The 26823-nt window shown below is 65.9% G+C and carries 23 protein-coding genes, 1 pseudogene and 1 riboswitch; of the genes and pseudogenes, 12 read left to right on the top strand and 12 right to left on the bottom strand.

Annotation, left to right across the window (positions count from 1 at the left end; all coding sequences use genetic code 11):
• Nucleotides 1-103 precede the first annotated feature (103 nt).
• A complete protein-coding gene (locus I6F09_RS15930; RefSeq protein ID WP_225188504.1) occupies nucleotides 104-2785 on the top strand; it encodes a TIGR02302 family protein in 2682 nt (893 codons plus the stop codon).
• Between the two features lie 202 nt (nucleotides 2786-2987).
• Here the strand turns inward: I6F09_RS15930 and I6F09_RS15925 are convergent, their stop codons facing one another.
• The gene (locus I6F09_RS15925) at nucleotides 2988-3362 is read right to left on the bottom strand and encodes a response regulator (protein ID WP_035996894.1); all 375 of its coding nucleotides are present in this window, start codon (nucleotides 3360-3362) and stop codon (nucleotides 2988-2990) included.
• Between the two features lie 37 nt (nucleotides 3363-3399).
• The gene (locus tag I6F09_RS15920; RefSeq protein WP_035996896.1) at nucleotides 3400-4278 is read right to left on the bottom strand and encodes an MJ0042-type zinc finger domain-containing protein; all 879 of its coding nucleotides are present in this window, start codon (nucleotides 4276-4278) and stop codon (nucleotides 3400-3402) included.
• Nucleotides 4279-4458: 180 nt separating this feature from the next.
• On the opposite strand from I6F09_RS15920, the gene ftsE reads away from it, so the two are divergent.
• The 4 genes from ftsE to I6F09_RS15900 all read left to right on the top strand — a co-directional run bounded on the left by ftsE (nucleotide 4459) and on the right by I6F09_RS15900 (nucleotide 7848).
• A complete protein-coding gene (gene ftsE / locus I6F09_RS15915) occupies nucleotides 4459-5118 on the top strand; it encodes a cell division ATP-binding protein FtsE (RefSeq protein ID WP_057028593.1) in 660 nt (219 codons plus the stop codon).
• Nucleotides 5111-6079: an ABC transporter permease gene (locus I6F09_RS15910; protein WP_035996909.1), complete on the top strand. Its 969-nt coding sequence runs from the start codon at nucleotides 5111-5113 to the stop codon at nucleotides 6077-6079. The genes ftsE and I6F09_RS15910 overlap by 8 nt, the downstream gene beginning before the upstream one ends.
• A 282-nt stretch (nucleotides 6080-6361) precedes the next feature.
• On the top strand, nucleotides 6362-7066 hold the full coding sequence (locus I6F09_RS15905) for a YdcF family protein (RefSeq protein WP_035996919.1): 705 nt from the start codon (nucleotides 6362-6364) through the stop codon (nucleotides 7064-7066).
• Nucleotides 7067-7077: 11 nt separating this feature from the next.
• Nucleotides 7078-7848, top strand: a complete 771-nt coding sequence (locus tag I6F09_RS15900; protein WP_035996922.1) for a lysophospholipid acyltransferase family protein — start codon at nucleotides 7078-7080, stop codon at nucleotides 7846-7848.
• Nucleotides 7849-7920: 72 nt separating this feature from the next.
• Here I6F09_RS15900 and I6F09_RS15895 read toward each other — a convergent pair whose 3' ends face one another.
• The gene (locus I6F09_RS15895; RefSeq protein ID WP_035996925.1) at nucleotides 7921-8532 is read right to left on the bottom strand and encodes a gamma-glutamylcyclotransferase; all 612 of its coding nucleotides are present in this window, start codon (nucleotides 8530-8532) and stop codon (nucleotides 7921-7923) included.
• Between the two features lie 110 nt (nucleotides 8533-8642).
• On the opposite strand from I6F09_RS15895, the gene I6F09_RS15890 reads away from it, so the two are divergent.
• A complete protein-coding gene (locus tag I6F09_RS15890; protein WP_035996928.1) occupies nucleotides 8643-9827 on the top strand; it encodes a DUF2125 domain-containing protein in 1185 nt (394 codons plus the stop codon).
• Between the two features lie 119 nt (nucleotides 9828-9946).
• Here the strand turns inward: I6F09_RS15890 and I6F09_RS15885 are convergent, their stop codons facing one another.
• From I6F09_RS15885 to I6F09_RS15875, 3 genes are read right to left on the bottom strand one after another with little or no spacing between them, the layout of a single operon-like run.
• Complete coding sequence (locus I6F09_RS15885; RefSeq protein ID WP_035996931.1) at nucleotides 9947-10882, bottom strand: prephenate/arogenate dehydrogenase family protein; 936 nt, start codon at nucleotides 10880-10882, stop codon at nucleotides 9947-9949.
• On the bottom strand, nucleotides 10879-11976 hold the full coding sequence (gene hisC, locus I6F09_RS15880; protein WP_035996934.1) for a histidinol-phosphate transaminase: 1098 nt from the start codon (nucleotides 11974-11976) through the stop codon (nucleotides 10879-10881). The genes I6F09_RS15885 and hisC overlap by 4 nt, the downstream gene beginning before the upstream one ends.
• 33 nt (nucleotides 11977-12009) lie before the next feature.
• Nucleotides 12010-12858, bottom strand: a complete 849-nt coding sequence (locus I6F09_RS15875) for a chorismate mutase (RefSeq protein WP_225188503.1) — start codon at nucleotides 12856-12858, stop codon at nucleotides 12010-12012.
• A 156-nt stretch (nucleotides 12859-13014) separates the two neighbouring features.
• Nucleotides 13015-13094: riboswitch (SAM riboswitch) on the top strand.
• 94 nt (nucleotides 13095-13188) lie between these two features.
• On the opposite strand from I6F09_RS15875, the gene I6F09_RS15870 reads away from it, so the two are divergent.
• Both I6F09_RS15870 and metW read left to right on the top strand, forming a co-directional pair.
• Nucleotides 13189-14391: a homoserine O-acetyltransferase gene (locus I6F09_RS15870; RefSeq protein WP_225152223.1), complete on the top strand. Its 1203-nt coding sequence runs from the start codon at nucleotides 13189-13191 to the stop codon at nucleotides 14389-14391.
• Nucleotides 14392-14393: 2 nt separating this feature from the next.
• Nucleotides 14394-15056 (top strand): methionine biosynthesis protein MetW, encoded by a 663-nt coding sequence (metW, locus tag I6F09_RS15865; RefSeq protein WP_035996939.1) that lies wholly within the window; start codon nucleotides 14394-14396, stop codon nucleotides 15054-15056.
• Between the two features lie 116 nt (nucleotides 15057-15172).
• On the opposite strand, the gene I6F09_RS15860 is transcribed toward metW, so the two are convergent.
• Entirely contained in the window at nucleotides 15173-16036 is an 864-nt protein-coding gene (locus tag I6F09_RS15860; RefSeq protein ID WP_035996943.1) for an alpha/beta hydrolase, read from the bottom strand.
• 213 nt (nucleotides 16037-16249) lie between these two features.
• On the opposite strand from I6F09_RS15860, the gene I6F09_RS15855 reads away from it, so the two are divergent.
• Nucleotides 16250-16903 (top strand): TIGR02594 family protein, encoded by a 654-nt coding sequence (locus I6F09_RS15855; protein WP_225188502.1) that lies wholly within the window; start codon nucleotides 16250-16252, stop codon nucleotides 16901-16903.
• 119 nt (nucleotides 16904-17022) lie between these two features.
• Here the strand turns inward: I6F09_RS15855 and I6F09_RS15850 are convergent, their stop codons facing one another.
• Nucleotides 17023-17811, bottom strand: coding sequence for an MOSC domain-containing protein (locus tag I6F09_RS15850; protein WP_225188501.1), 789 nt, complete (start codon nucleotides 17809-17811; stop codon nucleotides 17023-17025).
• A 239-nt stretch (nucleotides 17812-18050) separates the two neighbouring features.
• Here I6F09_RS15850 and clpB point away from each other — a divergent pair, with 239 nt between their 5' ends.
• Nucleotides 18051-20690 carry an ATP-dependent chaperone ClpB gene (clpB, locus tag I6F09_RS15845; protein WP_225188500.1) on the top strand — a complete coding sequence of 880 codons (2640 nt, stop codon included), beginning with the start codon at nucleotides 18051-18053 and terminating at the stop codon, nucleotides 20688-20690.
• Between the two features lie 41 nt (nucleotides 20691-20731).
• Here the strand turns inward: clpB and I6F09_RS15840 are convergent, their stop codons facing one another.
• Nucleotides 20732-21151: a nuclear transport factor 2 family protein gene (locus I6F09_RS15840; protein WP_225140787.1), complete on the bottom strand. Its 420-nt coding sequence runs from the start codon at nucleotides 21149-21151 to the stop codon at nucleotides 20732-20734.
• Between the two features lie 54 nt (nucleotides 21152-21205).
• Between I6F09_RS15840 and I6F09_RS37710 the strand changes: the two genes are divergently transcribed.
• Both I6F09_RS37710 and I6F09_RS15830 read left to right on the top strand, forming a co-directional pair.
• Nucleotides 21206-22018, top strand: a complete 813-nt coding sequence (locus I6F09_RS37710; RefSeq protein WP_311735346.1) for an AraC family transcriptional regulator — start codon at nucleotides 21206-21208, stop codon at nucleotides 22016-22018.
• Nucleotides 22017-22161 (top strand): annotated as a pseudogene (locus I6F09_RS15830) (AAA family ATPase); the annotation flags it as partial. The gene I6F09_RS37710 and the pseudogene I6F09_RS15830, both read left to right, overlap by 2 nt.
• A gap of 59 nt (nucleotides 22162-22220) precedes the next feature.
• Here the strand turns inward: I6F09_RS15830 and I6F09_RS15825 are convergent.
• From I6F09_RS15825 to I6F09_RS15815, 3 genes are all read right to left on the bottom strand, one after another.
• Nucleotides 22221-22484, bottom strand: a complete 264-nt coding sequence (locus I6F09_RS15825) for a hypothetical protein (RefSeq protein ID WP_035996955.1) — start codon at nucleotides 22482-22484, stop codon at nucleotides 22221-22223.
• 82 nt (nucleotides 22485-22566) lie between these two features.
• Nucleotides 22567-24186, bottom strand: a complete 1620-nt coding sequence (locus tag I6F09_RS15820; RefSeq protein WP_225188499.1) for a hypothetical protein — start codon at nucleotides 24184-24186, stop codon at nucleotides 22567-22569.
• A 153-nt stretch (nucleotides 24187-24339) separates the two neighbouring features.
• Nucleotides 24340-26403, bottom strand: coding sequence for a M23 family metallopeptidase (locus I6F09_RS15815; RefSeq protein ID WP_225140791.1), 2064 nt, complete (start codon nucleotides 26401-26403; stop codon nucleotides 24340-24342).
• Between the last annotated feature and the right edge of the window lie 420 nt (nucleotides 26404-26823).

Raw genomic sequence — 26823 nt, 5'->3', positions numbered from 1 at the left:
TCCTCGTGTTATGCGGGAAAAGGAGGCGCTCCCGTACGGGAACGGATGCCTCAGTGCTGCCGTTGTGATAGGCTCTGCTCTACCGGGCAACCTGGAGAGTTGATTGAACGGCGTCCCCCTCGAGCCGTCAGACGCGATCCGCAACGGCGATGCGCTGTCGCGGCTGAAGCTGGCGCAGGCCCTTGATCGGGCAACTTATGCCATCGCGTGGGAGCGTGCCTGGCCCAAGGCGGCGCGCCTTCTGACCGTCGTCGGCCTGTTCCTGGTGGTGTCCTGGGCCGGCCTCTGGCTGGCGCTGCCGTTCACGGCCAGGGCCGTCGGTCTCGCCCTCTTCGCCGCGATCGCGGCGGCCGCCCTGTTCCCGCTGATTCGCTTCCGCTGGCCGAGCCGCGAGGAAGCGCTGGCTCGGCTCGACCGTGGCTCCGGCATCCGGCACCGCCCGGCCACCGCGCTCACGGACACGCTGACCTCACAGGACCCGGTCGCGCAGGCGCTGTGGCAGGCGCAGCGCGAGCGCACGCTCGCCTCCATCAAGCGCATCCGCGCCGGTGTGCCGCAGCCCCGGCTCGCGCTTCACGACCCCTGGGCGCTGCGTGCCCTCGTGATGGTGATGCTGGTCGCGACCTTCTTTGCCGCGGGTGACGAGCGTGCGATGCGCCTTGGCGCCGCCTTCGACTGGAACGGGGTGCTGGCGCCGGCCAATGTTCGCGTCGATGCCTGGGTCACGCCGCCGCTCTACACCGGCAGGCCGCCGGTCATCCTGTCGGCCGCCAACAAGGAAGCCGCGGCGCTGCCCGCCAGCGGCCCGCTTGCCGTTCCCGCCGGCTCGACCCTGATCGTGCGCTCCTCCGGCGGCAATTTGGATGTCGCCGTCTCCGGCGGCCTCAAGGAGGTCGCCCCGGCCGAAGCCAGCCCCAAGGGGACCAACGAAAGGCATTTCGCGATTTCCGGCGACGGCACCGCGCATGTCCGGGCGCCCTCCGGCCAGCCGCAATGGGCCTTCGCCGCCACGCCGGATCGTCCGCCGACGATCGCGCTCGCGAAGGACCCGGAGCGCCAGGCGCGCGGCGCGCTCCAGCTCTCCTACAAGATCGAGGACGATTACGGCGTCACCGGCGCCGAGGCGAAATTCGCCCCGCGGCCGACCGACGCCAAAGATGGTGCCAAGGATGGCCCTAAGGATGGCCCCAAGGATGGTCCGAAGGCCGCCGCCGGTGATGGCGACAGCAGGACGGCGCCGCGGCCGCTGTTCCAGCCGCCGAAATTCCCGCTCGCCCTGCCGAATGCGCGCACCCGCAACGGCGTCGGGCAATCCGTGAAGGATCTCAGCGAGGATCCCTATGCCGGCGCCGAGGTCACGCTGACGCTCACGGCCAAGGACGAGGCCGGCAACGAGGCCGCCAGCGAGCCGTTCAACATGCGCCTGCCCGAGCGGCTCTTCACCAAGCCGCTGGCCCGTGCATTGATCGAGCAGCGCCGCATCCTCGCGCTCGACGCCAACAAGAATTCGGACGTCTATGCCGCGCTCGACGGGCTGATGATCGCGCCCGAGATGTTCACGCCGGAGCCGGGACAATATCTCGGCCTGCACAGCGTGGCCCGGCAGCTCGAAGCGGCGCGTACCGACGATGCCTTGCGCGAGGTCGTGGCGAGCCTGTGGGCGCTTGCGGTGACGATCGAGGACGGCAAGATCTCCGACGTCGAGAAGGCGTTGCGCGCGGCCCAGGAGGCGCTGAAGCAGGCGCTGGAGCGCGGCGCAAGCGACGAGGAGATCAAGAAGCTCACGCAGGATCTGCGTCAGGCGCTGAACGATTTCATGCGCCAGCTCGCCGAGCAGTTCCGCAACAACAATGACCCGCAGCAGCTGGCGCGGCCGCTCGATCCGAACACCAAGGTCCTGCGCCAGCAGGATCTGCAGAACATGATCGACCGGATGGAGCGCCTGTCGCGCTCCGGCGACAAGGATGCCGCCAAGCAATTGCTCGACCAGCTCCAGCAGATGCTGGAAGGCCTGCAGATGGCGCAGCCGGGACAGTCCGGCGAGAGCGAGATGGAGCAGGCGCTCAATGAGCTCGGCGACATGATCCGCAAGCAGCAGCAATTGCGCGACAAGACGTTCAAGCAGGGCCAGGATTCCCGGCGCGACCGCTCGCGCGGCAAGCAGCAGCAGGGCGATCAGTCCATGTCGGAGCTGCAGCAGGACCAGCAGGGACTGCGCGACCGCCTGAAGAAGCTGCAGGACGAGCTTGCCAAGCGCGGCCTCACTCAGAAGGGGCAGAAGGGTCAGCAGGGCCAGCAGGCACAGAAGGGCCAGAAGGGTCAGCAAGGCGAGCAGGGCCAGCCCGGCCAGAACGGCGATCAGGATGGCGACCAGGGCGATGACGGCAGCCTGGATGCAGCCGACGGTGCCATGGGCGATGCCGGATCAAAGCTCGGCGAGGGTAATGCCGACGGCGCCGTGGACTCGCAGGGCAAGGCACTCGACGCCATGCGCAAGGGTGCGCAGAAGATGGCCGAGGCGATGCAGCAGGGCGATGGCGACGGCCAGGGCCACGGCCCCGGCCAGCGTGCCGGCCGGCAGCAGAGCGGCGGCAACCAGACCGATCCGCTCGGCCGGCCGCTGCATGGGCGCGAATATGGCGACGATTACACGGTCAAGATTCCCGGCGAGATCGACACGCAGCGTGTCCGCCGCATTCTCGAAGAGCTCCGCCGCCGTCTCGGCGATCCCTCGCGGCCGCAGATCGAGCTCGATTATCTCGAGCGGCTGCTGAAGGAGTTTTGAGGGACGGCTCAGGTCTCGTAGCCCGGATGAGCGCAGCGACATCCGGGGCATTGTTCCCGCATATCGCTGAGCTGATGCGGGCTACGATCGCGCCACAGTTTGCGTCATAGCGAGCGCAGCGAAGCAATCCAGAGCCTTTCCGCAACGGCAGTCTGGATTGCTTCGCTGCGCTCGCAATGACGATGTGGGGATACCGCCGACGCTAGCCCTTCTTCGCCGCCAGCGCATCGGCGACCGCCGTGCGGATATCGGCGACCGAGAACGGCTTGGTCACGACGTCATGCACCAGCGCGTTCAGGTTCGAGGCGCGCTCGCGCTGGTCGGCAAAGCCGGTCATCAGCAGGATGGTCAGGTCGGGAAAATCGCGCGCCGCGGAGAGCGCCAGCGCGATGCCGTCCATCACCGGCATCTGGATGTCGGTGAGCAACAGGTCGAAGGCGCCATCCTCGCGGGTCAGGATCTCCAGCGCCTCTGCGCCGTCCTGGGCGGTGACGGTCTCGTGGCCGTCCATGGCAATGGCGCGCGCCACCAGCGCGCGCATCGAATCCTCGTCGTCGGCAATCAAGATCTTCGGCATGAGACGAACCTTGGTATCAACCTCCCCTGGGGGGCGATTATACGCTGCCGCCGGCAATGTCGCGCCGGTTGAAGAAACGAACGTCGATGTTGCGGCCTTCCGGCGGCGGTGAGGCCAGGCGCGAGCGGAAGAAGGCGCGCTCACCTGGCCGCAGCACGGTCTGCTCCAGCACCGCATTCCAGGCATAGATCTCCGCGCCCTGGGCGTCGCGCACGGCAAAACGCAGCCGCGGAATGTCGAGCGGCTTCTTGCCCTCGCCGACGATGACGCCCTCGATCACCAACACCTGTTTACCGTCCACGGTCTCGCTGGAGAGCTTGACGTCCTTGAAGGCGAGACCCCGCAAGTTCACCTCGAGCCCGACCATCTTGTAGAACGCTGCCGTCTGCGGCAGCAGCCGCACCACGTCGCCGCGCCAGAGCACCAGTGCCAGCACCAGCGCGCCCATCGCGGCGCAGGCGGTCGGCAGGCCAAGATAGGATTTGCGCGGAGCTGTGGTGGCGACCGGGCGGCTCACCCGCGCGCCGCGGCGGGGGAACAGGCTGCGGAACCAGGACTGGTGTTGCGCGCCGGCGGCCTCCTCTTCGGCCTGCCGGGCCGCTGCCGACCATTCGTCCTCGGTCTCGCGGGTCTCCTCATCCGGCCAGTCGCTGGCGATCGAGGGACTATCGACGACCGGCGTATCAGTGGCGCCGTCGTCCTTGGCATAGGAGTTCCATTGTTCGGCGAGGTCGGACTGGTCGTCGGCTCGGCTGGCCGCGGCCATGGCCGGAACGGACGCCTCCTCGATGGCATCCTCGGCGTGGGCGATCCAGGTCTCCTTGCAGCGGGAGCAGCGGACCGCCCGCCCGTTCGCCCCAAGGCTCGCGAGCTTGATGGCGTAGGATGTCATACAATGGGGGCAGACGATATGCATGGACGAGCCTTGATGCATGAACGAAGGTCTTGACGATGCCACGGTCGCGGAGACCGGGCGCCCCTTATGCTACTGGGCGACCGTTAACGAACCGGAAACCATAACGGCGGCAAAACCCGTTGATCGCGTATGGCGGACCGCCGCAATGCGGCCCGCGCCCCCTCTCGAACGGAGCTGAGCTTGGTTCGGTTCGAAAATGTCGGATTGCGTTACGGTCTGGGGCCGGAGATTTTGCGCGACCTCACCTTCCAGATCCCCGCGCATTCCTTCCAGTTTCTCACCGGGCCGTCAGGTGCCGGCAAGACGTCCCTGCTGCGCCTGTTGTTCCTGTCGCATCGACCGACGCGGGGCCTCGTCAACCTGTTCGGCCACGACATCTCGCAGCTCGGCAAGGACGAGATCGCAGACCTGCGCAAGCGCATCGGCATCGTGCTCCAGGATTTCCGCCTGCTCGATCACATGACGACCTATGAGAACGTCGCGCTGCCGTTCCGCGTCATGGGCCGCAGCGAGTCGAGCTACCGCAAGGAGGTGATCGATCTGTTGCGCTGGGTCGGCCTCGGCGACCGCATGGACGCGCTGCCGCCGATCCTGTCAGGCGGCGAGAAGCAGCGCGCCGCGATCGCGCGCGCCGTGATCTCGCGGCCGCAGCTGCTGCTCGCGGACGAGCCGACCGGCAGCGTCGATCCGACGCTCGGCCGCCGCCTGCTGCGACTCTTCATCGAGCTCAACAAATCAGGCACCGCCGTCATCATCGCCACCCACGACATCGGCCTGATGGACCAGTACGAGGCGCGGCGCCTGGTGCTGCACCAGGGACGGCTGCACGTCTATGAGTAGGCTGGACGAGCGCGGCGTGCTGGTCGATCTCGGGCAGGAGCGTCCGCAGCTTCCGGCCAAGGCGCGCAACATGTCGCCGATCGTGCCGCGCGCCTCGATCCACGGCAGAGCGCTGCTCGCGGTGGTCGCCATCATGACGTTCCTCGCCTCGATGGCCACGGGCACGGTGCTGCTGGTGAGTGCCTCCGCCGCCGAATGGCAATCGGATGTCGCGAGCGAAATCACCATCCAGATTCGTCCGCAGGCCGGCCGCGATCTCGATCGCGACACCGCCGCCGTGGCGGAAGCGATGCGCACGCAAGCCGGTATCGTCGAGGTCAAGCCGTTCACCAGGGACGAGAGCGGCAAGCTGCTCGAGCCCTGGCTCGGCACCGGCCTGTCGATGGACGATCTGCCGGTGCCGCGCATGATCATCGCGCGCGTGCAGCCGGGCACGCCGCTCGATCTCGGCGCCTTGCGCGCGCGCGTGGCGCAGGTCGCCCCTAGCGCCAGCGTCGACGATCACCGCGCCTGGATCGAGCGCATGCGCCTGATGACGAACGCCACCGTGCTGGCCGGCCTCGGCATCCTCGCGCTCGTCATCGTCGCAACCATCATCTCGGTGTCGTTCGCGACGCGCGGCGCAATGGCGGCGAACCGTCCGATCGTCGAGGTCCTGCATTTCGTTGGCGCCGGCGACCGCTACATCGCCAACCACTTCCTGCGTCATTTCCTCAGGCTGGGCCTGGAGGGCGGCGTGATCGGCGGCGGTGCCGCCATGCTGATGTTCGGCTTCTCCGAGTCCATCGCAGGCTGGTTTTCCGGGACTCCCGTCGGCGACCAGTTCGCCGCGCTGCTCGGCACCTTCTCGCTGCGCCCCTCCGGCTACATCGTACTCGCGGTTCAGGCCGTCCTGATCGGCGCCATTACCGCAGTCGCCTCGCGCCAAACGCTGTTCGCGACATTGAACGATGTTGATTGAGTTTCTTTTCTTCCCTTCTCCCCTTGTGGGAGAAGGTGGCGCGAAGCGCCGGATGAGGGGTTCTGTCCACGCGTACAAATGTCGAGGTGAATGCGCGGAGAGAACCCCTCACCCGTCTCGCCGCTTTCGCCATAGCCGATGCAAAGCATCGGCGTTCTTAAGAACGGCGGCCGGCGGCCGCCTATGCCACCCTCTCCCACAAGGGGAGAGGGTGAAGAAACCGGACTCCACTTCGCCTCAAAACGTCATAAAATCAGATCGGGAAGGGATCACCGACATCGCATGAGCTCGCCGACCGACGATCGATCGCCGAAACTGCCGCGCGGCTGGCTGCGCGCGGCAATCGTGTCGACGATCGCGCTCGCCTTCGTCGGCGCGGCGGCGGGCTTCATTGCGTTCCTGGCGCAATTGCGCGGGGCCGAGAAAGTACCCGATCGCAAGGCGGACGGCATCGTGGTCCTGACCGGCGGCTCCTCGCGGGTATCGGACGCGATGGAGCTGCTGGCTGCCGGCTACGGCAGGCGGCTCCTGATTTCCGGCGTGCATCCGACCTCGACGGCGAACGACATCTCCCGCACCTTGCCGGAGAATCAGTCCTTCATGACCTGTTGCGTCGACCTCGACCGCACCGCGCTCACGACCCGCGGCAACGCGGCGGAGGCGCGGCGCTGGGCCGAGGGACGCCGATTTACGTCTCTGATCGTGGTCACCTCGAACTATCACATGCCGCGCGCGCTGGTGGAATTCTCGCATGCGATGCCGCGGACGACGCTGATCCCGTTCGCGGTGGTCGGCGAAAAATGGCGCGAGGAGCCGTGGTGGATCTCAGGCTCGACGCTGCGGCTGCTCCTGTCCGAATACGTCAAGTACGTTGCGGCCGAGCTCAGGGTGCGGCTGGAGGATTTCGGGATTGACCTTTGGCCTGAGATGTCGGAGCAGCCTGCAGGTCAGCAACCGAAGAGGCCCGCCACCGCGCAGGCCAATTGATCGGACCATCGATGTTCCTGATTTTCCTGCGATCGCTCGTATTCAACGTGCTGTTCTATGCCGTGTTGGTCTGTCTGGCGATCGTTGCGCTGCCGACCTTTGCATTGCCGCCGCGCGCCATGCTGACGGTGGCGCAATGGTGGGCCAAGGCCACGCTGGTCCTGATGCGCCTGGTATGCAACATCAAGGTGGAATTCCGCGGGGTGGAGAAGATCCCGACAGGACCGCTGCTGATCGTGGCCAAGCATCAGTCGTTCTGGGAGACCTTCGTGCTGCCGGGTTTCTTCAACCGGCCGATCTTCATCCTCAAGCGCCAGCTGATGCAGATCCCGGTGTTCGGTCAGTTCCTGGTCAAGACCGGGATGATCGCGATCGACCGCAATGCCGGCGTGAAGGCGCTGCTCGAGATGACGCGGCGCGCGCGCGAGGCGGTGCGCAGTGGAAAGCAGCTCGTGATCTTTCCGGAAGGCACGCGCCGTGCGCCGGGCGCGCCGCCCGATTACAAGACCGGCTTTGCGCAGATCTATTCCTCCTGCGGCGTGCCGTGCCTGCCGATCGCGCTCAATTCCGGCCTGTTCTGGCCGCGCCGCACCTTCATGCGCTATCCGGGCACGCTGGTGGTCGAGTTTCTCGAACCGTTGCCGCCGGGCCTGCCGAAGGACGAGTTTCTCGCACGCGTGCAAGCGGCGATCGAGGACGCGACCGCCCGGCTCGTCGAAGCAGGACGGAAGGAGCAGGAGCAGTTGATCGGCTCGGCGCCGAGCTACGCGCCGACCGGCTAAAGCGCGATGAGATTGGGATGAATTACGCATGATCTTTTCGGAAAACCGCTTCGCACGTTTCCGGATCATGCTTTAGCGGCTTTCCCGATCCTGGTCCGGAGCCGTCGTGTGCAGGGAATGCGCATCACCATGCAGCATCAATGCAAGCTGATGCAGCTGCGTGTCGCGAAAGCCTTCGGCCTCGATCGCCTTCACCGTCGCGGTGACGTAGTCGCGGTTGGCGCCGGACTGGCCGTGGCCCTGGACGACATGGCGGTGCTGCTCGGCCAGCGAGAGGCGGCCGGCATATTGCACATGACCGCGGTCGACGACGTAGGCGAGCGCGGCGACGCGCTGGCGTGCATCGTTCTCCAGCCACACCGAGCGCATCACCTCGCGATAGACCGAGGTGACCTGCTCGCGTGCGCGCAAATAGGCGACCACTTCGGCACGGTTCTTCTCGGCGACGCGGAAGGCGATGCCGCGGCAGGCGCCGCCGCGGTCGAGTCCGAGCACCAGGCCCGGCTTCTCCGGCGTGCCGCGATGCACGAAGGAATAGACGCAGAGCGCGCGATGCTCGCCGACCAGCCGCGCCGGGACGCGCTCCTCGAAATCGAAGCCCGGCCGCCACATCAGCGAGCCGTAGCCGAACACCCAGAGGTCGCCGTTGGCTGTGGTGACGGAGGGTAGGGTGATTTCGGACATTTCGGGGACGGCTACCAGAACCCTGCGCCCAAGCGAAGCGATTTCTGCGCCTTTCGTCGCAGGCCCGCCCCGCTTACATTTGCCTGAATCTGGCGTCAAAGGGTCGCCGCATGTCCAATATGACCGTTGCCACTGGCCGCCGCTCCCGCTGGGGCCTTTTCATTGCCCCCGTTCTCGTCCTGGTCCTCGCCGTCGGCTGGACCTGCTTCTGGTTCTATGCGGCGTGGCAGGCCGAAATCGTCGCCGACGCCTGGCGGGCGCAGGAGGCCAAGGCCGGCCGCATCTATGATTGTGCCAAGCGCTCGATCGCCGGCTTCCCGTTCCGCTTCGAGGTCCAGTGCTCCGGCGCCAGCGTCGCCCTGGTCTCGCAGAACGCGAGCAAGACGCCGTTCACGGCCAAGCTCGACAACATCCTGGTCGTGGCCCAGGTCTACGACCCCAAGCGCATCATCGCCGAATTCGCAGCGCCCGCCACGCTGATCGACGGCATTACGCAAAACACCTTCACCGTGAATTGGAGCAAGGGCCGCGCCAGTGTGGCGGGTCTGCCGGCTGTGCCGGATCGCGCTTCCATCGTGTTCGACGACCCCAGCCTCAACCGTCTCGATGGCAGCGTGCAGGTGCCGCTTGCGCGCGCCAAGCAGGTTGAGCTGCACGGGCGCCTTGCCGATGGCTCGCCGGCCGATCATCCGGTGATCGAGACCGTGCTCCATGTCGCGCAGGGCAGCATCCAGGGCGTGCATCCGCTGCTCTCCGAGCCGTTCGAGGCGGACACCCGCGCCAAGATCACCGGCCTCTCCGACCTCACGCCCAAACCGTGGCCGCAGCGCTTCCGCGAGATCCAGGCCGCCGGCGGTCACATCGAGATCGTGCAGTCGCGCATTCAGCAGGGCGAGATGATCGCGGTCGCGGCCGGCACGCTCGGCCTGTCGCCCAACGGCCGACTCGACGGCGAATTGCAGATGACGGTGACCGGCCTCGAGCGCGTGATCCCGGCGCTCGGCATCGAGAAGATGCTGGAGGAGGGCGTGCCGCAGGCCACGCTGGACCGCGTTGCGCCGGGCGTGAAGTCGCAGGACCTCAACAATCTGTTCGGCGCGCTCGACCGCGCCGTGCCGGGCCTCGGCAAGGTCATCAAGCAGAACGCCAATGCCGGCGTTGCCGCCGGCATCAATTCGATCGGTACCGAGAGCACGCTGGAAGGCAAGAAAGCGCGGAGCTTCCCGCTGAAATTCGTCGACGGTGCCGTGCTGCTCGGCCCGGTCAAGGTCGGCCAGATCCCGCCGCTGTATTAGTTGGCTCCCGTAGCCCGGATGGAGCGCAGCGCAATCCGGGGTTCTTGATCACAGCTGGCACTGTCCCGGATTACGCTTGTGCTCCATCCGGGCTACGCAGCTTTGTCCGGGCTACAGGCTCACGGCTTCTTCAGCGCCGCATGCGGCCGTCCGAAATCGGGCGCGGCGGAATCCTGGCCGATCTCGACGATGCCGCGGCGGATGGCGCGGGTGCGGGTGAAGTGGTCGAACAGCGCCTCCCCGTCGCCGCGGCGGATCGCGCGGGTGAGTTTGGCGAGATCCTCGGTGAAGGTGCCGAGCATCTCCAGCACGGCCTCCTTGTTGGCGAGGAAGACGTCGCGCCACATCGTCGGATCGGACGCCGCGATGCGGGTGAAATCGCGAAAACCGCCGGCGGAGAATTTGATCACCTCAGATTCCGTCACCTGCGCCAATTCGTCGGCGGTGCCGACGATGGTGTAGGCGATCAGATGCGGCAGGTGGCTGGTGATCGCGAGCACGAGGTCGTGATGATCCGGCGTCATCACCTCGACCTTGGCGCCCATCGCCGCCCAGAACGCGCGCAGGTGATCGGTCGCCGCTGCGTCGCTGCCATCAGGCGGGGTCAGGATGCACCAGCGGTTGATGAAGAGCTCGGCGAAGCCCGAATCCGGGCCGGAATGCTCGGTGCCTGCCACCGGATGCGCCGGCACGAAATGAATGCCGCCCGGCAGATGCGGGGCCATGTCGCGGACCACAGCGCCCTTGACCGAGCCGACGTCGGAGACGATCGCACCCGGCTTGAGATGCGGCGCGATCTCCTGCGCTACGGGTCCGCAGGCGCCGACGGGAATGCAGAGGATGACGAGATCGGCATCCCTCACGGCCTCCGCATTGGTCGCCACCACCTGATCGACGATGCCGAGCTCGGCGACACGCGCGCGTGTCTTCTCCGAGCGTGCGGTGGTGACGATTTCACCGGCAAGCCCCTGGAGCTTCGCAGCGCGGGCGATCGAGCCGCCGATCAGGCCGAAGCCGATCAGCGCGACGCGCTGGAAGTGCGCCTGCGCGCTCATTTGCCGCCCATGAAGTCGCGCAAGCCTTCGACCACGAGGCGGTTGGCCTCCTCGGTGCCGATGGTCATGCGCAGCGCATGCGGCAGGCCGTAATTCTTCAAGCCGCGCAGCACGAGCCCCCGCTTGGTCAGGAAGGCATCGGCGTCATCGGCGGTCGTGCCCTTGTCGGTCGGGAAATGGATCAGCACGAAATTGGCGACGCTCGGCGTCACCTTCAGCCCGAGCTTGCCGATCTCCTCGGTGAGCCAGTTGCGCCAGGTCTCGGTGAACTGCTTCGACATCGCCTGATGCGCGGTATCCTCGATCGCGGCGACCGCGGCATACATCGCCGGCGTCGACACGTTGAAGGGACCGCGGATGCGATTGACCGCGTCGATGACGTGCTCGGGCCCGAACATCCAGCCGATGCGCAGCGCGGCAAGACCGTGGATCTTGGAGAAGGTGTGCGTCACCACCGTGTTCTCGGTGGTGGCGACGAGCTCGATTCCCATCTCATAGTCGTTGCGCGAGACGTAGTCGCAATAGGCGGCGTCCAGCACCAGCAGCACGTGCGAGGGCAGGCCGGCGCGCAGCCGCTTGACCTCGTCGAACGGAAGATAGGTGCCCGTCGGGTTGTTGGGGTTGGCGAGCCAGACCAGCTTCGTCTTCGGCGTCACGGCTTTGAGAATGGCGTCGACGTCGGCAGTAAAGTTGGTTTCGGGCGCGACCACGTTCTTGGCCCCGTTCCCCATGGTCGCGATCGGGTAGACCAGGAAGCCGTGCGCGGTCGAGATCGCCTCGTCGCCCTGGCTGAGATAGGTGTGCGCGAGCAGGTTGAGGATCTCGTCCGAGCCGGCGCCGCAGATGATGCGGTTGGGATCGAGCCCGAACGAGCGGCCGATCGCCTCGCGCAGCACGCGCGAGGTGCCTTCCGGGTAGTCCTCCAGATGATCTGCCACGCGCTTGAAGGCTTCGATCGCCTTGGGCGAGGGCCCGAACGGCGTCTCGTTGGCGGAGAGCTTGAACACCTTGCGGCCCGGCTCCGGCACCGGGCTCTTGCCGGGCGTGTAGGGCGCAATATCGAGAATGCCGGGATTCGGCACGGGGCGGGACATCTTGGACTCCGGATAGGCTGGGCTGTTCGCGACCTACGATTTCGGCCCGGTCGGGGGCACCGTATAGCGCGTTGCGTGGCTGCCGACGAGGGCCACAGAGCGCACCGAGGCCCCCGCCTCGATCAGGGCAGCCCTGATCTTGTCGATGCTGGTCGCGCCGGTGACCGAGACCAAGAGCGCCGCGCCGTCGAAGGCGGTATCAGGCACGGCCACGATCTCGGCGAGCGGCGACAGCGCGCGGGCGACCTCGGCGTTCCATCCCGAGACGCGCACGCTGAAGGTCTCGACCTCGGTCACCAGGGCGCTGTCGGCGACGCGCGAGATCGCGAACACCGGCAAGGCGGCCGGATGATCGGCACGCTCGATGAAGGGCATCCGCCCGATGATCTTCGGCGCGCCGTCCGCCTCCAGCTCCAGCCACCATGGCGTGCGGCTCGAGGTCGCCGAGACCATTGCCAGATCACCCTTGGATTTCGCTACCGCCTCGACCGCGGCCTGTGCGCTGAAATGCGCGACGTAAGGCACGGTGAAGCCGAAATTGAAGCGCACGGAATCGCGCATCGCCGCCTCGCTGGCCGAGATGTCGGCATGCACGGAGAACGGCGCCTGTACGTAAGTGAAGGTCGAGATGATGACGCGCCAGATGCTCTCGACCGTGTCGAGCGGCAGGATGCCGCGATGACGCTGCACGATCTCGCGCATCATCGAAGCTTCGCGCGCAGGCCGGAACGCCGAGCCGACCTCCTGGGTCTGCTTCACCTGGATCAGGCGATCGATGATCTCGCCGCGCTGCATGAGGAGGCGATGCATGCCCTCGTCGATCGCGTCGATCTCCTTGCGCAGTTCCTGCAGCGATGGTGGCGCGGGCGGACGTTGGGACATGTCTGGTCGTCGATCGTTCCGGTGGGGGATATCTTGATTAGGCAGTCGGGGCGGCGAAAGCAAAGAGAAATGACGTGCTTTGCGGGCGTCGCGGCAGAGGCGAATTGGGCCGATCCGGGCCGCGACTTGACGAAAACCGCCCAAGACGGTAGCTTTTGCCCGTTCCGTGGTCATTTGAGCCGGCCGGCTTGCAGCCACGTTAAAAAACTCGCTAAACAGGCCGGGGACGCTTCCGATCCCGGCCGAACCTATCGTTCAGGCCGGATTTTTCATGGCCTGATGTCAGCGGCGCGGTCGAGCAGCCAGTCGCAAACGAGGTCGATGTCCGAGATGGGTAGCGTCAAGTCGATACCGAGTCCTGCGATCAGCGCCGACGAGCGATCGCACGAGGTCGATCATCCAAGCTCGCTGGTTGCGCATTTCGGCACCGAGCAGCCGCTGCGGCTCGATTGCGGCGTCGATCTCACCCCGTTCCAGATCGCCTACCAGACCTATGGCGAGCTCAATGCCGATCGCTCCAACGCCGTGCTGATCTGTCATGCGTTGACCGGCGACCAGCATGTCGCCAACGTACATCCCGTCACCGGCAAGCCGGGCTGGTGGGAGACGCTGGTCGGTCCCGGCCGACCCATCGATCCCAAGCACTACTTCATCATCTGCTCCAACGTGATCGGCGGCTGTATGGGCTCGACCGGGCCGGCGTCGATCAATCCCGCCACCGGCAAGGTCTGGGGCCTGGACTTCCCCGTCATCACCATTCCGGACATGGTGCGCGCGCAGGCGATGCTGATCGACCGGCTCGGCATCGACACGCTGTTTGCCGTCGTCGGCGGCTCGATGGGCGGCATGCAGGTGCTGCAATGGACCGCCGCCTATCCGGAGCGCGTGTACTCCGCGCTGGCGATCGCCTGCGCGACGCGGCACTCGGCGCAGAACATCGCCTTCCACGAGCTCGGCCGCCAGGCCGTGATGGCCGACCCCGACTGGCATGGCGGCGGCTATGCCGATCGCGGGATCCATCCGCATCGCGGGCTCGCGGTGGCGCGGATGGCGGCGCACATCACCTATCTCTCGGACGCGGCGCTGCACCGCAAGTTCGGCCGGCGCATGCAGGACCGCGAGCTGCCGACCTTCTCGTTCGACGCCGACTTCCAGGTCGAATCCTATCTGCGTTATCAAGGCTCGTCCTTCGTCGAGCGCTTCGACGCCAATTCCTATCTCTACCTGACGCGGGCGATGGACTATTTCGACATCGCCGCCGACCACGGCGGCGTGCTGGCCAAGGCCTTCGCCGGCATCGAGACCCGCTTCTGTGTGGTCTCCTTCACCAGCGACTGGCTGTTTCCGACCTCGGAATCGCGCGCGCTGGTGCACGCGCTGAACGCTTCGAGCGCGCGCGTGTCATTCGCCGAGATCGAGACCGATCGCGGCCACGACGCCTTCCTGCTCGACGTGCCCGAATTCTTCGACATCTCCCGGGCCTTCCTGCAATCGGCAGGCAAGGCCCGCGGGCTCAACCTCGAGGACCGTTAGCGATGTCCGTGCAGGAAGTGTTGCCGCTGGACGGCGTTGCCGCCAGGCCATCCGGTGATTATCGCGCCGATCATCGGCTGGTCGCCGAAATGGTCAAGCCGGGCTCGAAAGTGCTCGACGTCGGCTGCGGCGACGGCGATCTGCTTCAGCTGCTGGAGACCCGCGGCATCGACGGCCGCGGCATCGAATTGTCGCGCGAGGGCGTCAACCGCTGCGTCGCCAAGGGGCTCGCGGTGGTGCAGGGCGATGCCGACACCGATCTCGTCAATTATCCCGACGATGCCTTCGACTACGTGATCCTGTCGCAGACGCTGCAGGCGACGCGGCAGCCGAAGGTCGTGCTGGAGAACCTGCTGCGCATCGGCCGCCGCGCCATCGTCTCGTTCCCGAATTTCGGCTTCTGGAAGATGCGGCTCCAGCTCCTGATCGGCGGCCACATGCCGCGCACGGAGAATCTGCCGGCGACCTGGTACGACACCGCCAACATCCATTTCTGCACCATCAAGGATTTCGTGCAGCTCTGCGACGAGATCAACGTCAAGATGGAGCGCTCGGTCGCGCTCGATCTCTACGGCCGCCCGGTGCCGCTGAACCTGCCCTGGTGGGTGTGGAACATGTTCGGCGAGCAGGCGGTGTTCTTGCTGAGCCGCGGCGGGGGGAAGTAGTTTCTCTCCGTCATTCCGGGGCGATGCGAAGCATCGAGCCCGGAATCCATCGTCCAACAGCGCCTGCAGCCCGATGGATTCCGGGCCTGCGCCTTCGGCGCATCCCGGAATGACAGCTAGTGGGAAACCAGCGACCGCGGGTCCCGCACCGGCCAACGTCCTGCTTCCACCAGCGTCACGAACCGCTCGACACTCTCGTTGAACAGCGCGGGCTCCTCCAGGTTCAGCACGTGGCCGGACTTCGGAAACATCGCGAGCCCCGCCGCTGGCAGGTGCTTCTTCAGGAACAGGCTGGCGCCCACGCAGGGCTCGTCCTCGTCGCCGCAGATGATCAGCGCGGGTGTTGCCGCGCCTCTGATCGCGTCCGTCATCGTGTAGATCGAGGGACGGCCGCCCTGGAATCCGCGCATGGTGCGCGCCGATCCCTTGGCATCGTGCCGCGCCAGTGCGGCGTAGAAATCGGCATGCCCGCGTGGATCCTTCACCAGGAACGGAATCCGGCTCGGCGCCTCGCGCGTGACTTTCGCGACCTCCACCGATCCCAGCGTCTCGAACTGCTCGGCATTGGCGCGGCACTGCGTGCGCCAGGTCTCCAGGTTCTCGAGCTCCGAGCCGGAGCCGACGCCGGCCAGCGTCATCGACAGTGCGCGCTGCGGCGCGTTCAACCCGATCTGCAACGAGGAATAGGCGCCCATCGAAAGACCGACGAGATGCGCGCGCTCGATGCCGAGATGATCGAGCACCGCAAGCGCATCGGTGTAGAAATGCGTGTAGGTGTAGACCTCGCCGTCAGGCACGTCCGACGGCGTGTAGCCGCGCGCCGAATAGGTGATGCAGCGATGGCCACGCGAGAAGTAGCGCATCTGCGGCTCCCAATTGGTGTAGTCCGCCGCGAACTCGTGCAGAAAAAGTATCGGCGTTCCCTGGCCCGCCTCCTCGAAATAGATGCGGACGCCGTCCCTGGTCGTGGCATGGGGCATTAACCGTTTCCCTCTGTTTCAAGCCGTGTTCGAGGATCGCAGTTAATTCTGTTGTCGGCAATGCGGCAGCAGCGCCGAGCACGAACACAAAATCATTGCAGCCATTCGCGGGCGTTGCGTCTTTTTCTCGCCACATCGGGCGGCTTAACGGCCAAACGGATGTCGGCCATTGCACGGGCCGGCGGGAAGTGGGGGTGTCAAGAAGGATGAAGAATGTTCGAGTTGTTTGCGTCTCGCCTGTCGCGTTGTGTTGTCGCGCTGGCGCTGTTCTTCGCGGCGTTCGCCGTGTTCGTTTCTCCGGCCTCGGCACGGCCGTATCATCGTCATAGCGCAGAGCGGCACGGTTACGTGCATCACGCCAGACATCATCACCACCGTCACTATCGCCATCATGCCCACAGTTCGCGCTTCGAGCGCAGCGCGGCGCAATTGCAGGCAAGCGGCTTCGCCGACACCCAGGCGAGCTATGATCCGAATGCCAATGCCAGCGGTGCCGGCATGAACGGAGGCTTCAGCGGAGGATCGGGCCTCGTGTCCGAGGCGCGCCGCTATATCGGCGGCAATCCGACCGGGCGCGGCCGCCTGTGGTGCGCGCGCTTCATGAACATGGTGCTGGAGCATACCGGCCATCGTGGCACCGGCTCCGACATGGCGAGCTCGTTCGCGCGCTACGGCACGCGCATCTCGGGTCCGCAGGTCGGTGCCATCGCCGTGATGTCGCGCGGCCGCCGCGGCGGTCATGTCGGCATCATCACCGGCATCGACGCGCAGGGTAATCCGATCATGATCTCCGGCAACAACGGCAACCGAGTCCGCGAAGCCCCGGTCTCGCGCGGCAAGATCTATGCGTATGTGATGCCGAACTGAGGCTCGTCGCCGTCATTGCGAGCGAAGCGAAGCAATCCAGAATCCCTCCGCGGTAATACTCTGGATTGCTTCGTCGCTTCGCTCCTCGCAATGACGGAGTGCGTGGAGACGGCGTTAGCTCACAGCAGCTTCGGCTCTTCCACCGCCACCACATCGCCGACGCCGACGTCACCGTCGGCGATCACCTCGGCATAGATGCCGCAGTCCATATGGCCGAGATGGCGCGAGAGCGTGGGCGGGATTTCGAGATCGCGCCTGGCGGTCTCGGGGTCGACATTGGTGGCCGGGCAGCGGACGATGCGCTTGATCACCTTCAGTCTGGCCTGCCCGATCGCGAGCGTCTGGCCGACGAGGTCGAGCTCCGACCAGGCCGGCCAGCCTTTCACGTAGAGATTGGCGCGGAAGCGCAGCGGATGCACGGCGACGCCGCCGAGCATGGTCTCGATGGCGCGGACGCTGTCGAGATTGATGATCGAGACGACCTTGCGGGCGACGTCGGAGAAGCTGTGGTCGCGGCCGGAGAGAATTTTGGGCGGGCCCTTCAACTCGGGTTGGAAGTTCTCGCGAAAATAGGCCTCGATGGCGGCGCGCCCGGCGGCGGTCTCGAGATCGCCGCTGGCGACGATCTGGCCGTCCTTGCGGATGGTCAGCACGTTGGTTTCGTCGTCGAACCGGCTGTCGAGCTCGGCCAGCCGCTCATTGCGCGCCAGCATCAGAAACTGGATTTTCGGCTTCCATTCGGGCGCCTCGGGGTCGAACCCGCTCGGGCCGTTCTCGATGGCGTAGCGGCGGTCGGCCGGCAGGGTCTGGCCGACCCGCAAAGTGACGCGCGACAGGCGTTCCGGCGTCAGGCCCTTGATCGGGTAGCGGTAGAGGCCGGTGATCTCGGCGGTATGGCTGGCTGTCATGCCGCTACTTAAGGGATTCGGCCCGCCACCGCCAAGCCCGCTCCCGCGCGCACGAAATTGTGAAGTTGCCTCTTTCGCATCCGCAACCTGCTTCCCACATCTGGCCCAGGCCGGCGGCAACGCCGGCAAAAGACGACCGTTACCGGTTGAGAAACGTCAATGCGGTAATTGGAAACCCAATGAAGATGCCGTTTGGGGTGCCTTACAGGGCCCCGAGGGCAGGCCGAGGGACAGAAAAGATGAATATCGAGAAGTATACCGAACGCTCCAGGGGCTTTATCCAGTCCGCGCAGTCGCTCGCGATGCGCGAGGGGCACCAGCAGTTCTCAACCCTGCATGTGCTGAAGGTCCTCTTGGACGACAATGAGGGGCTCGCCGCCGGTCTGATCGACCGCGCTGGCGGCAATTCCCGCGCAATCCTGAAGGCGACAGAGGACGCCCTCAACAAGGTGCCGAAGGTCTCCGGCGGCGGTGCCGGGCAGATCTATCTCGCGCCCGAGCTGGCCCGCACTTTCGATTCGGCCGAAAAGGCCGGCGAGAAGGCCGGCGACAGCTTCGTCACGGTCGAGCGGCTTTTGCTCGGCCTCACGCTGGAGAAGACCAGCGAGGCCGGCACCATCCTGAGCAAAGGCGGCGTCACGCCGCAAAACCTCAACGCGGCGATCGAGGCGCTGCGCAAGGGCCGCACGGCCGACTCTGCGACCGCCGAGAATGCCTATGATGCGCTGAAGAAGTATGCCCGCGACCTCACCCAGGCCGCGCGCGACGGCAAGCTCGATCCGGTCATCGGCCGCGACGAGGAGATCCGCCGTACGATTCAAGTGCTCTCGCGCAGGACCAAGAACAACCCCGTCCTGATCGGCGAGCCCGGCGTCGGCAAGACCGCCATCGCCGAAGGCCTCGCGCTGCGCATCGTCAACGGCGACGTGCCGGAGAGCCTCAAGGACAAGAAGCTGCTCTCGCTCGACCTCGGTGCATTGATCGCCGGTGCGAAATACCGCGGCGAGTTCGAGGAGCGGCTGAAGGCCGTGCTGCAGGAAGTGACCGGCAGCGAGGGCACCTTCATCCTGTTCATCGACGAGATGCACACGCTGATCGGCGCCGGCAAGGGCGACGGCGCGATGGACGCCTCCAACCTGCTCAAGCCGGCGCTCGCGCGCGGCGAGCTGCACTGCATCGGCGCGACCACGCTCGACGAATACCAGAAGCACGTCGAGAAGGATGCCGCGCTGGCCCGGCGTTTCCAGCCGATCTTCGTCAGCGAGCCCTCGGTCGAGGACACCATCTCGATCCTGCGCGGGCTGAAGGATAAGTACGAGCAGCATCACGGCGTGCGGATCACCGATTCCGCGCTTGTTGCGGCGACGACGCTGTCCAACCGCTACATCACCGACCGTTTCCTGCCCGACAAGGCGATCGACCTCATGGACGAGGCCGCGGCGCGGCTGAAGATGCAGGTCGATTCCAAGCCGGAAGAGCTGGATTCGCTCGACCGCGAGATCATCCGGCTCAAGATAGAGCAGGAGGCGCTGAAGAAGGAGAGCGATCCCGGCTCCAAGTCCCGGCTCCAGACCCTGGAGAAGGACCTCGCCGAGCTCGAGGAGAGGTCGGCGGCGCTGACGGCGCGCTGGAGCGCGGAGAAGAACAAGCTCTCCGACGCCCAGAAGCTGAAGGCCGAGCTCGACGGCTTGCGTGTCGAGCTCGCCAATGCGCAGCGGCGCGGCGAATTCCAGAAGGCCGGCGAGCTGGCCTATGGACGGATCCCGCAGCTCGAGAAGCAGCTTGCCGATATCGAAGCCAAGGAGAACTCGGGCGAGATGGTGGAGGAGGCGGTCACCGCCAACCACATCGCGCAGGTGGTCTCGCGCTGGACCGGCGTGCCCGTCGACAAGATGCTGGAAGGCGAGAAGGAGAAGCTCCTGAAGATGGAGGAGCAGCTCGGCAAGCGCGTCGTCGGCCAGGCCGAGGCCGTGCGTGCGGTCGCAACCGCCGTGCGCCGCTCGCGTGCCGGCTTGCAGGACCCGAACCGCCCCACCGGCTCGTTCATGTTCTTGGGGCCTACCGGCGTCGGCAAGACCGAGCTGACCAAGGCTCTGGCGGAGTACCTGTTCAACGACGAGACCGCGATGGTCCGCCTCGATATGTCCGAATACATGGAGAAGCACTCGGTCTCGCGGCTGATCGGCGCGCCTCCCGGCTATGTCGGCTATGACGAGGGCGGCGCGCTCACCGAGGCGGTGCGGCGCCGGCCCTACCAGGTCGTGCTGTTCGACGAGATCGAGAAGGCGCATCCTGACGTCTTCAACGTGCTGTTGCAGGTGCTCGACGACGGCCGCCTGACCGACGGCCAGGGCCGCACCGTCGACTTCCGCAACACGCTGATCATCATGACCTCGAACCTTGGTTCGGAATATCTGGTGAACCAGCCGGAGGGCGAGGACACCTCGGCCGTGCGCGAGCAGGTGATGGGAATGGTGCGGGCGCACTTCCGCCCCGAATTCCTCAACCGTGTCGACGAGATCATCCTGTTCCACCGGCTGCAGCGCAGCGAGATGGGCCGCATCGTCGAGATCCAGTTCGCGCGGCTGCAGAAGCTCCTGACCGATCGCAAGATCGTGCTGAGCCTCGATGCCGCGGGCCGCGACTGGCTCGCTGCCAAGGGCTGGGATCCCGCCTACGGCGCAAGGCCCTTGAAGCGGGTGATCCAGCGCTACCTCCAGGACCCGCTCGCCGAGATGATCCTCGGCGGCGACGTCAGGGACGGCGACAATGTCGCGATCTCGTCCGAAGGCAACGTGCTGACCTTCAACGGCAAGGCGCCGCAGACCGCCGAGATCACCCAGTTCGAGGCGCCGGTGGCGAAGCGGAAGCTGAACTGATGAAATACACGCCCTCCGCGCCAACCTCGCGGAGGGCGTTTTCAATCCGCTAAGAACGCGTCCACCACTGCCTGATCGCGGTCGTAGACCCAGCATTCGCTCAGCAGGCCTTCACGCACGGCATAGACCAGCAACCGTTCCAGTTCAGCCGTGCGACCGTCCCGGCTGAATGATTCCCGTGCGAGAATGGCGCCGCGCCGCGGCCCCGCCATCACGTCATCTATGGCGAGAAGTTTTCGGTTGGAGCGGCGTGCGACCTCGGCCAGAGTGGCAAGCGCGGCCGCCTTGCCGCGGTGAGTGCCGGCGAGCGGATTATGGCCGGCATAGTGCAGCATGAATTCATCGTGGTAGCAGGCGGCGATCGCGGCGCGGTCACCGGCCTGCCAGGCGGCCGCGTAGCGCGTCACGGCGGCGCGGATAGCGGCGATTTGTGCGGCGTCGTCTACCAGAACTCTGTCCATCGATATGATCTCCCGGGTCATCGGCAGCGCTGTGCCGGTGCGCTATGATGAGGCATGACCTCGCCTTCCGGCTTTCAGGAACTGGCTATCAGCACGCCGCCCAGCGGCGGACCAAAGAGGGCGCGGATGCTCGATTGGGACGCGCGGGTGCTCTATCTCGGTCCAGCCTTCGGGCTGACGCCCCACCGCAATGCCACCGGCGTGCTGGCCGTCGCGCTCGACGGGGCGATAGGCGTAGCTAACGATCCGAGGGCGCGCTCACCGTCTTATCGCGAGACCCGCAGCGTGCTGATCATGCCCAACAGTCTGCACCATCTCCGCACCGATGCTGGACGGATGGCCTTCCTCTATGTCGATCCCCTCGGCCGCGATATCGAGGCGCTTCGCTCACGAATGAAGGAGGTCGGATCGAGGGCCGCGTTCGACATGATCGACGAGAGGTCGGTCGTCGCGCTGTTTGGCGCCATCGCGGAGCGACGCCTCGCATCTGAGGACGCGCAGCAAGCAGCCCGCGATATGCTTGGGATCGGATCAAGTCCGCAGCCAGATGCAAGAATTGCCGCCGCCATCGAGCGGATGCGCGAGCAGCCCAGCGGTTCGCACACCCTTGCTGAACTCGGCCGCAGGGCCGGACTTTCGTCCTCGCGCTTCCTGCATCTTTTCAAGGACGTCACGGGTGTGCCGCTCCGCCGCTACCGGATCTGGTCCCGGATCGGCGCTGCCGCGCGGGCGGTCGCACAAGGCCAATCGCTGACCGAGGCCGCGCATGACGCGGGCTTTTCCAGCTCCGCGCATTTCAGCACGGCCTTCCGCGACATGTTCGGTATGATGCCGTCGGAATTGTTCGCACGGGTGCGTGCGGGTTAACGTCTTCAATGTGCTGTTGCAGGCGCTCGGCGACGGCCCGCTGGCCGAGGGCCAGGGCCGTACCGTCGATTCCGCGACATGCTGATCATCATGGCCTCGAACCTCGGTCCGAGTATCTCGTGAACCAGCCGGAGGGTGAGGATCTGAAATGAAAGCCGCCCCGGAGGGTCACCTCTCCGGGGCGTCCTGTTTTGCTGTCTGGCTAGTTGCCAGGGGCCGAGGCGGAGCGCGGCTCGACGCCGTCCTCCTCGTCCTCCTCCAGCTCCGACAAAATATCCACCAGCTCGCGCACCCGGCCCTGCGCCAGCGGGCGCAGATCGTTGATCATCGGCTCATCGTTGGCGAGCCAGGCCTGGGCCTCAGCAAGCTCCTCAGCGGTCGCGCCGGTCCCGATGATCTGGGCAATGGTGACGTCATCGGCGCGGTCCACGGCCTTGACGACATCGTCGCGTGAGAGGCGCGTCATGAGCGATCCTCCTGCTGGCTTCCGTCAGCGTCTAACCGGGGAACCGGCGTGACGGTTCCCGCCAGTCCCGTGCACGTAGCTCCTACTTCTTCACCACCTTGTAGATCGCATTCTCGACATCCGAGCTGACGTAGATCGCGCCCGTCGCGCCGACTGCGACGCCGGTGGGGATATGCGTCGGCAAGCCGCCGGGGGCGCCGGTCAGGCCGATCGGGAGATTGGCTGCGATTTCGGTGACCTTGCCGGATTCCGGCACGATCTCGATCAGCCGCTTGGCGCCGACTTCGGCGACGATCAGCTTGCCGTCGCTTGTGCGCGCGATGCCTTCTGGCATCTTCAGATCCTTGGCGATCACGGTCTTTTCGCCGGTGCTGTTGATTTTGGAGATGATGCCAGCAAAAGCCTCGGTGACGTAAACCTCGTCGCCGGCCCCGCGGACGAGACCCATCGGACCCTCGAGCGCGCCGATCAGCGTGGTGCGATCCTTGCCGTGCTCGCCGCTCACCTTGACCAGCGACTTGGTGCCGAACTCGGCTACCAGGATGCTGCCGTCCGCGAGCACGACCGCGTCATGCGGCGCCTTGAAGTCGTGCAGCATGTCGCGCGTCGCGCCGGTCTTGCCGTCGATCACCTGCACGGTGCCGGTGAACCAGCTCGACAGGACCACGTCGTTGCCCTTCGCCGTCGCGCTCATCGGATATTCGAGCGTCGTGCCAGCGGCGTGCATGCGCGCCTTTTCGGTGACCTCGCCGGTCACGCCGTCCACCGTGCGATAGGCGAACAGGTCGGCGACGTGGATCGTGTCCTTGCCGTTCTCCGAGGTGACGCCGATGCCGCCGGGCAAAGCGAGCTTGCCGATGATGATCTGCTTGGCATGACCGGTCGCGGGATCGACCTCCTGGATGCCGTTGTCGGCCATGTTGGAGACGTAGATGCGGTCCTTGTCGTCGATGGCGAGATTGTCCAGCGACGGCTTCAGCTGCGCGACCATGGTCTTGGCGCCCGATTTGGGATCGACCCGGACGAGCTGGCCGAGCGCGGTGTCGATCACGACGAGATTGCCCTTGGAATCGAAGTTCACGGCGGCCGGGATCTTGAAGCCGTCGGTGACGACACTCAGTTCGGCCTTGTCGACGTCGACCCTTGCGACCTGGCCCTTGAACCAGAGCGGACCATAGAGCTTGTCGTCGGGACCGAACTCGAAGCCATTGAGGCCGCCCATCTTCTCCATGATCTGGCGGGGCGGTTTGACGCCCTCGACGTCGATCTCGTAGAGCGCATCGCCGAGGAAAACGGTGGTGGCGTAGAGCCTGCCGTCCTTGCGGAAGGCGAGCGAGTTGATGCCGGGCAGCCCGGACGCGAGCTTCTTGATCGGTCCGTCGCCCTTGCGCGCATAGAGATCGCCGGCGAGGAAGCCGGTCCAGGCCATGGTGCCGTCGGGCGCGAATGCAATGTCGTCGGCCATCCCCACCGGTGCCGGGATTGCAACCTTGGCGCTGCCGCCGGCAATGTCGACCTCGTAGAGCGCAGCGCCCGCGACGCTGCCGGCAAACAAATGGCCGGCCTTGTCGACACCGAGCCCGTGCACGCCGTGGAATGCCGAGCCCGGCACGAGTCTCGTGACCTCCCAGCCGTCGGCCGATGCGCTCGTTGTGGAGAACAGCGCAGCAATCAGGGCTGCGCAGGCGAGCCTGTTTCTCATGGCGTGACCTCCCATTTTTTGGAAAGTATTCGCGCGTCCTGCGGCTTTGGCAAACGAAACTTGACGTTGTGACGCCGCGAAGCGGCCTCGCTGCGCAGCGTACTTGCTTGAAATCCTGTTTGAAAATACCGGCCTTCTCGGCCGGTTGTCGGCTTACCGGTTGGTGACCTGCAGCGGCCCGCCGGTGGCGTCCGACATCCGGGCGATGGCGCCGCCGCGGCCGCTCATCATGCCGTCGAGCCGGTCGCGCTCCTTCTCGAAGCTTGCCAGCATCGGGCCCTCCAGCGAACGGCCACGCGGCAGCTTCACGCGCATCGGGTCGACGAAGCGGCCGTTGACCAGGATCTCGTAATGGACGTGCGGGCCGGTCGACAGGCCGGAGGAGCCGACGAAGCCGATCACCTGGCCCTGCCGCACCTTCTTGCCGGGCTCCATGCCCTTGGCGAAGGCCGACATGTGGCCGTAGGCAGTCTCGTAGCCGTTGGCGTGCTTGATGCGGATGTACTTGCCATAGCCGCCCTCGGGGCCGGCCTTCTCGATCATGCCGTTGCCGGAGGCGAAGATCGGCGTGCCGTAGGAGGTGGACCAGTCGACGCCGGTATGCATCTTCACGTAGCCGAGGATCGGGTGGCGGCGGCCGCCGAAGCCGGAGCGCATGATGGCGTTGTTGACGGGCTTTCTGACCAGGAACTTCTTCGCGCTCTTGCCGGTCTCGTCGTAATAGTCGACGAGGCCGTCGTCGGGGCTCTGGTAGCGGTAGTATTTCTTGGTCTCGCCGCCGACGGTGAGCGAGGCGAACAGCACCTCGTTCTTCTCGGTCGCGGTCACGCCCTCGTCCTCGCCCGCGTAAAACACGTCGAAGGAATCTCCGGGCTGCACCTTGCGCTGGAAATCGACGTCGTAGGAGTAGATCTTGATCATGTCCTCGATGACGGGCATCGGGACCTTGTTGCGCATCGCGGTCTCGTAGATACTCTGGTAGAGCCGCACGCCGGAGCCGTCATCGTCATCCTCGTCGTCGCTGCTGGCGTTGGCCGCAGTATCCGCGACGGTATTCATGCTGGAGACGTCGACGGCGACGTATTTGCCGAGATCGGACAGCGCCGCGATCGCTTCCACCATCGTGTCGTTTGCAACCACGACGCGATAGGGCTGCAGGCGGGCGCCGGGACTTGCGGGCGCCATCAGGATGCGGAGCTTCTCGCCTTCCTTCAGGCCGCCGTCGCGGCCGCGCGGTCCGAGCGTCGCGGTGATCGCCTTGATCTCGTCGGCATTGGCGCCGAGATCGCGCAGCACGCCGGCGACGCTGTCGCCCTTCTTGACCATGTGGACGCGTTCGCCGTTGGGATTGCCGCCGGTGATCTGCTCCTTGGTCTTGGGTAGCAGCGTGACGTTCTCCGGCACCACGCGCGTCTCGAAGCCGGCATAGGGATCGGACGGCGAGGCCTCGGCGGCGTAGGCGGTTCTGATGTCGGAAGGGCCGGTCGCGCCGGAGATGTCGGCAGCCGTGTTGGCGAGCGAGGCGTAGCGCACCCCGCCATTGCCGCGCCAATTGGCGGCATCGCGCACCCGCATCAGGATGTCGTCGAGTGCCACCACCGCGGAAATCTTGGCCTTCGGCAGCACCGGCGACAGGTCCTTGGTGACGAAGGACACTTCCGCGTCGGGCTCGACGGCTTCGGGATTGTTGGGATCGTCGGACGCCGTCTTCGGGTCGGAGCCGACATCGGTCAGCAGGCGCTGGGCGTTGAACGGCGGGATCTTCGCCGACAGATCGCTCGTCGTCATCGACAGATTGCCGGCGATCCGCACGAACGGACGCACCCGCATCACGTCACGGTTGCCGACGCGGGCAACCGTCGAGACGCGCATCACGTTGCGTGAAGCGGTGGATTCGCTCGGCGGCGGCAGGCGATCGCTCTTGTGCAGCGTGGCGGCACGATCGGCGGCGCCGAATGCTCCGCGTAGCGCGCCTTCGACCCGCTCCGGCACCTTGGCGAAGGTCATCTCGCCGTCGAGCGAAGCGAAAACGGCGCCGCCGATCAGGGCTGCGCCGCAGAGTCCGGTCAAAATTGTCCCGCTGAACCATTGCACCGAGACGCGGCGGCGGTCGATCACCGCGGCTTCAGAACCATCGACGGACAGCGGCGGCTCGTGGCCGAGATCGATGATCCCGGTCTCACGCCCGAAAGTGCCGCGTGACGTCCTGTGGTTCAACCCAAGTCCCCCAACTCAACGACCCAAGATGCCCGGTTTCGAACCTGTCCCAGGCTGCCCTCTTGAACGGGGATCGCCGGAGCAGGCAAGCCGCACAACTGTCCGCGCCCAGAAAGCCCCTTGATGGGGCCGGCCGAAATTACGAACAGCTGGACGGGTAAAGCTCTCTCGATGTCTTTCGAATGCCGAAGGAAGGTCGCGTCATTTGCAACATCGCCTTCCTCTGACCCCATGAAAATCGCCGGCAGCCCCCACAGGCGTCCCCGCGATTCAAGCTTGTCTCTTATCAGAACGCCGCGGGATTGTGGCTCAAGTACGGCGCCAAATATGGAAAAAGTTTCCTAAATGCCGGGCCGTAAAGGCCCCGTCAGATCACGGGCTGAGCTCGGGCGGGGTGGGGGACAGGGCCCCATCTAGCAG

The sequence above is a fragment of the Bradyrhizobium sp. IC3195 genome, assembly GCF_020193585.1.
In the GTDB taxonomy this organism is placed as follows: domain Bacteria; phylum Pseudomonadota; class Alphaproteobacteria; order Rhizobiales; family Xanthobacteraceae; genus Bradyrhizobium; species Bradyrhizobium yuanmingense.
This window is presented reverse-complemented; position numbering and strand designations above follow the sequence as displayed.